General features: G+C 40.4%; 3 protein-coding genes and 2 pseudogenes. 2 read left to right on the top strand and 3 right to left on the bottom strand.

Annotated features, from left to right (window positions below; translation table 11 throughout):
* The 3 genes from ACFING_RS08670 to ACFING_RS08660 form a co-directional block, all read right to left on the bottom strand.
* On the bottom strand, positions 1–2,945 hold a 2,945-nt coding region (locus tag ACFING_RS08670; protein WP_375630499.1), incomplete at its 3' end, for a filamentous hemagglutinin N-terminal domain-containing protein.
* Between the two features lie 90 nt (positions 2,946–3,035).
* The gene (locus tag ACFING_RS08665; RefSeq protein WP_375630497.1) at positions 3,036–4,796 is read right to left on the bottom strand and encodes a ShlB/FhaC/HecB family hemolysin secretion/activation protein; all 1,761 of its coding nucleotides are present in this window, start codon (positions 4,794–4,796) and stop codon (positions 3,036–3,038) included.
* Positions 4,789–4,968, bottom strand: coding sequence for a hypothetical protein (locus ACFING_RS08660; protein ID WP_375630495.1), 180 nt, complete (start codon positions 4,966–4,968; stop codon positions 4,789–4,791). Before ACFING_RS08660 ends, ACFING_RS08665 begins: the two co-directional genes overlap by 8 nt.
* A 255-nt stretch (positions 4,969–5,223) precedes the next feature.
* On the opposite strand from ACFING_RS08660, the pseudogene ACFING_RS08655 reads away from it, so the two are divergent.
* Positions 5,224–5,844: pseudogene (locus ACFING_RS08655) on the top strand (type ISP restriction/modification enzyme); the annotation flags it as partial.
* Positions 5,845–7,391: 1,547 nt separating this feature from the next.
* Positions 7,392–7,585: pseudogene (locus tag ACFING_RS08650) on the top strand (hypothetical protein); the annotation flags it as partial.

Raw genomic sequence — 7,585 nt, 5'->3', positions numbered from 1 at the left:
CCACCACTTTTGAGAACACCGTCTTCACCATTTAAAACCAGAGCAACTTGCCCCAATGACGGATCATGACTTTTTGCCACAAGCGTAAAACTGTCACTGGCTAAAAGCTGACCGGAATTGGCTAAAGACCCAAGCTTCGCATCAACAACACCGCCCACCATAATACCGGAATTGCTTAAAACATCATGACTGTTGAGAGTCAGTACCCCGCCTTGCGCTTCCACAAGCCCAGCTTGGGTGAGTGTGCCTGCCTTCAGCGTTACATCATAGGCGCCAACCTCACTTGTCTCGCCCATTGTCAATATGCCATCACTGGAAAGCTCTATCCGCTTTTTAGAGACAATGCGCCCCGTTTGGCTGAGATTTGTTTGCGCATGCAAAGCAATGGTATCATTGCTTTCTATCGTGCCACTATTGCTTAAATCACCGTGGCTGGTCAGTTGAAGGTCACCACGCTCAATCTCTATGTGCCCTGCTTGGATCACACTATCAGCAACAATATTGACTGCCCCTTGCGTAGAAATAAGACCATCAACATTCTCAAAACTGCCCACATCAATGCGCAAACCATCCCGGGCTAAAACATGCGCACCTTCATCATGTGTAGCGTTTTGTTGCTCTGAATTTGTCGTTTCAGCGCTTTTATTGACAAAAGACGTTGCAACAATCTTCATCTCACCGGCTAAAGCACTGAGAAGACCAGCCTCATTATTTATATGACCAGCACGTATCTCTTTCAGCCCACCAATGCTGAGAGCCTCTTCTGCAATCATTCTGCCCTGTGTGTTGGTTAAATCACCATCACTGAATACGTCCATAGATTTTTTGGCGTAAATCAGCCCACTATTGCTGACATTCCCTGCCACATTGAGCGCAACATTCTCACCACTAGAGCCAAGCACACCGGCATTGTCTAATTGCCCTGCGGTCACAACAAAAACACCACCACTTTGAAGGACACCTTCGGATGTATTCTTCAGAAAGGCTTGTTGCGGATCGGCGCCTTCTTGTGTGCTTACCATCAAATGCAAATCATCGGTTGCAATAAACGTCCCTTGATTGGTAAATGCACCAATATGAGCATCGACACTCTCACCGCGCATTGTGCCGCTATTGATAACCCCATCACGCACTTGAAGGGTTAATGCTCCTTCTTGAGCTTCCACAGTCCCTGCTTGGGTTAAAGCATCAGCACTTAAAACCACATCATAACTTAAAATCGTGCTCTCTTGAGAGGTTGTGAGCATGCCCCCCGCTGTCAAGGCAACCTGCTGCATACTGACAATATCACCCGTATGATTGAGGGCACCATGGGCATCCAGCGTTATCTTCCCATTGGACAATACAGTGCCTTCTTGGATCAGGGCACCGTGATGCGCATAAAGGTCAATTTTTTGCTCTGCCACTAAGCGCGCGCGTGATGTAAGCTCTGCTGCTTCCACCAAAAGAGAGCCGCCGGCGCTATAATGTCCAGCGCCTACAGTGAGCCCATCATCGGCGCTCAAGACAATATTCCCCTTGGCACCAATATGGTTGTTTAAAGCGCTGATTTGATTGGTTTTAATGGTCAGATCGCCAAGGGAAGAAACCCCTGTTTGATCATTGTCTTGCATGCGGCTCAGATCAATTGTTGCTGCTTGGATCTCTAAAAGATCACCGGCGGCTATCCGCCCATTCCCCGCCTCAAGCTTTGCTGCCTGTAAATGCAAAGAACCCGTCGCTGACTGTTGACCATCACTCCCAATACCGCTTGCTAGAAGAGCATGAGACTGGAGCTTGATCAGATCGGCGTGCACATCAACAGTACCGCTCGCTGCAACGCGAGCTTGCTCAGCCAGTTCAACATGTTTCAAAGCCTTCAGTTCAACTGCTTCTTCTGAGAAAAGCAGATCTTTCACATGTACACTATCGTGGTGGGAGTGAGCCTTCACCGCTCCTTTGGCACGTGCTTTGGCAATTACCAGCTTGCCATCACTTGTCAATCTCATGGCGCCTGCATTGGCAACCATGTCTCCGCGCATCTTAACGCCCGCACCTTTATCATTGGCAATCACGCGGATCTGCCCCGCATACATTCCACCAAACTCACTGGAATCAATCGCCAATTCCGGCTCTTTGCCATCAGAACCAAGAGAAGTTGCTTCGCGTTTGTTATAATCAAAATGATTGCGCCCCGCGATAACAGCCAAATCTCCTTTGACCTGTATGGGACCCCCGACACTGATCTTGCGCGAAACAAGATCAAAAATATCTAATGCACTCCCATCAGCCCCACGAGCGCCTATGGTGATATCTCCACCCTCAACACGCAATCCACTCAAAGCGCCATCGGCTCCAATAATCGGTTGTCCAGTCGATAAAGTCACCCGTGGTGTATTAATAAAGCCACAACCGTTACAGGTAATCCCATTGGGATTGGCGATAATAACATCCGCCATATGCCCGTGTACTTCGCTCACGCCTTCAAGACGCGAGCGATTGGCACTCACCACTTCATTGAGGATAACCTTTGCTGCACCGCTATAACGCAAATTGCCGTTGCCTGGCACCAATCCCCCAAGCTGTGAACGCGAAACCTCCTCAGTCGAATTGTTCAAAATCACGCCATGGGTATCAACATTGAAACTGTCATATTTGTTATGAGAAAGACCCTGTCCATTGGGGCGAACAATATCAATCAGCGGCACATCATTGCCGGCTTTCCCCACCGTGGGGCGGAAAACAGAGCCAACCCCATCAGCTGCTTTAATCCCTTGGCTCTCTTGTGCAACAGGACTTCGCGCTCCAAGCGCTTGTGCTTGCAACAACAAAGGCTGAAAAGCTAAGCAAAAGCTTAAAACAAGTGAAAGCCCCTTATGGATCCCTCGCTGCAAAACACAAAGAACGCGCTGCCATAGCTTGTATCCATATCCCAATCTATGCTTTTGATCTTTCAATCCCCGCATCTTCAGCTCCTCATAAAATTCTTTATCTCTTTAAAAAAACAACCCATATGGGTATAAACAGCGCAGCGATATTTTTACCGCCCCTTTGCTCTAAAATCTCAATAATGCCCGCACTTGAAATAACCCTGTCGCATTTCCCTTTTCTCGCACTGTCGATTGGGTTAAAATATTCGAATAAGATACATCAATATCCGTAATGTCTCCGGTTGCATGGAAACCAAGAGTTGCCCCAACGAGGCTCCCGCCAAAACTGTTTTTGTTTACATTATTGGCCACGGCCCCCAGATCAAGCGCCATATAAGGGGCAAATTGGCTCATAAATTTACGCCCCATTCTCGAAGAAAAACCTGGCAACAACAGCGACAATTCATTGCGCCAAAACGCCCCATTATTGCCGTAATAAATCGCCTCACGCACCCCACGCACAGAGGAACTGCCACCAAGCGATATTTGCTCTGAACTAAACAACGTGTCGGGTGATAATTGTCCTGAAAACAGCGTGTTATAGCGAAAGTTATATTGTTTGAGCGAAAAAGGACGCACGTAGCCTAGAGAAAAAGACAATTTGGAAAATTGCCCTTTGGGTGAATTTTTTGTTGCATTCTCTTGCTCTTTATCGTCATAAGCGCCAAGAATTGCCAACCCTTTATGAAACCCTATATGCGCGCTTAATTCTCCTCCAAGCCACTTGCGCGAATGATCAAGCTCAAAGGTTGCAATAGCCAATTTACGGCTGGAAACATCAACCCGACTGCCCATAATAAAATTATCAGAATATTTCCATGTCAACCGTCCTGTAACCCAGGTCTTTCCCTCTTGATCACGGTCGATAACCCGTGAAATCCACGGTGTAAGCGATAAAGACTTGCCCGCTGTCATAATATCGGAAAATATTCCCTTAACACTCGAATGATATTGGCTCCACGTCCCATCAAAACCTGTTGTCCAAGTGCCATAGGGTAGAGAAAAGGATCCCGTTAGAGTATCACTATTGGGGCGCTTGTGAGAAAAATGATACGGACTACCATCCATAGAACGCTGATAGCTCAACGACCATTGATCATTGATCCCCAACAGATCATCAAAAGAAAGGCTCAAGCGCGTTTGATAAAGCCCTGTTGCTTTAGCGCCAAGATTATCGCTGGAAAGCGTAATAAGCCAAGGTTTCTGTTTTTCAATATGAACATCGAGTATCGAACCACCCGAATTGCTCCCCGCACCAAGATTAATGGTGGCTTGGCGTGAGAAAAGCCGATTGATTTGATCAAGCCCTTGCTCTATCTGGCGCAGATTGGTCGGCTTCCCAATAAGGTTTGGAAAAGCCGTGGTGATTTCTCCTTGAGATTTCCTTCCAACTTTATGCCCATCAAGGGTAATATCTTCCATCACACCTTCAACAACAACAATCTTGAGATGACCGCCGCTTAAATCCTGCTCAGGCAAATAAGCCCGCACCGCAATATAGCCGCGCTTCATATAAAGCTTGGTCACCGCTTTGAGCACTTTATTGATTTCGGCAATCCCCAAACACCGTCCTTCCCAAAGAGAAATGGCTTCATGAAGGTCGGTATGAGAAATCAACTGAGCACCAACAAATTCAATGCTTTTGATCAGCAAACAGGTTGTACCAGACGAAGCACCATAGGCAGATGTGGTATCATCGTCTGGCAAAAATACCCCATGTGTTTCGTTTCTACGGTGCAATCGTTGAAAACGCTGTTCTTGCGTTTGTTGTCGTTGGATGCTCTCTGATTGATTAATCGCTTTCTCACGAATGTTTTGGGCAAAACTCGGCAACGAGAAAAGGCACAAAATAGCCGCAAAAACAAAAATGAAAAAAAATCTATGCATTCATTGTGCCCTCAAAATGAGCAACAAAATGACCCCCATCATCAGCGTCACAGAAAAAATCGCCAACCGCGTAACAATTTTTTAATTTTTTGATGAAAATAATACTTATAACATCTAAGAGAAAAGCATAGACTGTACTGTATACACCTGCTTTATGTGTTGTGCAAACCATATCATTTCCCCCGCTTTTGAAGATTTTACAATGACACTGTTAAATGACAATCATACACTCTATATGCTTCTTAATTTTAAGGTGTTGCATGTAATATAATCTTGAGCTTCAAGTAAAGACTCTTATTCATAGAATAGACCAAATTTATTGGAACTGTTACATATTAGAGACAACAAAAAACACTCCATTATTATCGCTTGATAAGAAAAATAGCATGACGATAGCTTGTTATTAAAATAAGCAAAAAAGAAAATGCGTAATGCCATAACTTATGAAGAATTAGCATATTTTAAAGCCGCTTATCCTAATGAAAAAATTACTAAAGATGATCTATTTTATTATGTTTACGGTCTCTTGCATTCAGAAGATTATCGTGCTCGTTATGCTCATAACTTATGCAAAGAACTGCCTCGTATCCCTTGCGTAAAGAGTGCTAATGATTTTTGGAAATTTGTGACAGTAGGGCGTAAACTGGGGCATTTGCACGTGAATTATGAAACTGTAGAGCCTTATCCTGTGACCTTTAAAAAGGGTAATCCAAAACAGACAGAAATCTCTAATCTCGAAAAATTCTATTATGTGACTGAAATGAAATTCGCAAAAATTAAGGATAGTAAGGAAAAGAATAAATCAACTGTTATTTATAATAGCAATATCATCATGACAGATATCTCTCTTGAATCGGTTATGGGGCGTCAATGTGTAAAGACAGATAAAAAGAGTGGTATTGTTAATGATGCCAATCACTATGCTGTTGAAACCATTGGCAACCCTGCCTATCCATTGGATTTGTTTCAAAGGGTTATTACCGTAAGTTTAGAAACAATGAAGATTGTTAAGAACTTACCAAAATTAGAAATAAGAGAAACTGAATAACTTATAAAGATGCTCATATAATGGGTATGATAAACGCATAAGGGGTATAGAGCTTATAACCATAATCTATACCTCTTTTGTTAAGTTGATTAGATACAATCTTTAAAAGGAGTGTTTGTATGCGTTATTCTAAAAAGAAGAAACTTGCACTTTTAGATACTCTTATTTGGATTGCCTTTAAAAGATTAAACCGTAATCTAAAATGAGTGCTTTATCCTTTTCAAAAGCTTTGTTTAAAGAGGGTTATGTATATTCATTTTCTTATATTACTTATAGGTTTTGAATGTTTCTCCCCCCCCAAAACCCTTACAAAACATAGAGCATTAGTTGAATTTATAGGTTGTATTATTGATATAGGTTGTTTTTTGAAAAATTGATAAAAATTAACTTATTGAAATATAATAACTTTTATTTTTTTATTGAAAAAAATATATAAAAGGGGCGTAAAAAGCACCTCCAAAACTCATAACCATAATGGTCTTGATAGCATTTATTATGATTATAATCCCTTTCTTTTGAAAGGCTTTAAAAGATCACATACTCTCATAAGACATGTTTTAATCATTCACTAAATGATCACTTTTGTCGATTCAATGTACTGACATAAACTGACAAATATATATTTACAGTTGTATTTATTTGTTATGGCTGTTTTAATAAGTTGTATTTTGAAAAATTCATAAAACTTAACTTATTGAAATATAATGATTTTAATTTTCTCTCATTTAAAAAAAATGATATAGGTTCTAAAAAGAACTGACAAAAATGACAAAAGTTTATTAAAAGGGATTTTGCTCATCTCTATAATTATCATTCTCTCTTTAGATGTTTTCATAAGTGTTTTCATAACAGACAATAAATCGCAATTATCCTATTTATCATTTCTCTTATGAACATGAAAAATGATGCCATGGCTATAAAGAACATAACAACTATAGAGAATACAAAAATACAAATGAAAGCATTTGTTTATAAAGACAGTCCCTATAAGGCTGTTAAGTCTAAAATGTGTTATTAAAAGAAATTAACAGAAATCTTAAAAGCCATTTAGTGACAAAATTGATAGGTTATAAAGTTTAAAATACGCATAATGAGAGCGTTTCTAAATATTATAAATGTATAGATTCAGAAAATAACGCAATCGTTTAATAAAACCTATAATATATCTTTAAAAGCACATAAATATAAAAGAAGCAATTAATAAGCATAAGATATTATCAATACATAACGTATTTAAAAAATAAGAAAAAATATCAAAAAAGATAAAATATTATTTGACAATAAATACGTATTTTGCTATATAAATAATCAAGTGCTTAACAACACTAAACAGTAAGCGAATAGGTTGCGATAAACCTAATCCTATTAAAAACTGACTATCTTTTATGCTTTTGTTAGCATATATAGTGATTTTGTCGGGTGTAGTTACACCATACAATACCCATTTATGGGAAAAGTGTAACGACGGACTTACTGCCGTGTTTGTTAGCACCCGGCGCCTCTATAGAGATGCCAATAACAAACATTTAATCAGTAAGGTTTTAATTATGAAAAATATATCAAAAAACACCCCCGTTATCTCTAATATTTCAAATGAAACCACGTCTGTTAATCAACAAGAGCCTGCAAAAAAATATGAATTTATTGATGATTGTGAATATATCGATGGTCATTTCTTAACTCGAATTAGAGCCTTAAGAGATTTTGATGATGTCAAAAAAGGCGATTTAGGGGGGTATAT

It is taken from the genome of Bartonella sp. AP150HLJHH (assembly GCF_042196385.1).
Classification (GTDB): domain Bacteria; phylum Pseudomonadota; class Alphaproteobacteria; order Rhizobiales; family Rhizobiaceae; genus Bartonella.
This window is presented reverse-complemented; position numbering and strand designations above follow the sequence as displayed.

Coding starts and splice junctions, on each gene's coding strand:
- ACFING_RS08665 (WP_375630497.1), bottom strand. CDS start 4,796: ATGCATAGATTTTTTTTCATTTTTGTTTTTGCGGCTATTTTGTGCCTT.
- ACFING_RS08660 (WP_375630495.1), bottom strand. CDS start 4,968: ATGGTTTGCACAACACATAAAGCAGGTGTATACAGTACAGTCTATGCT.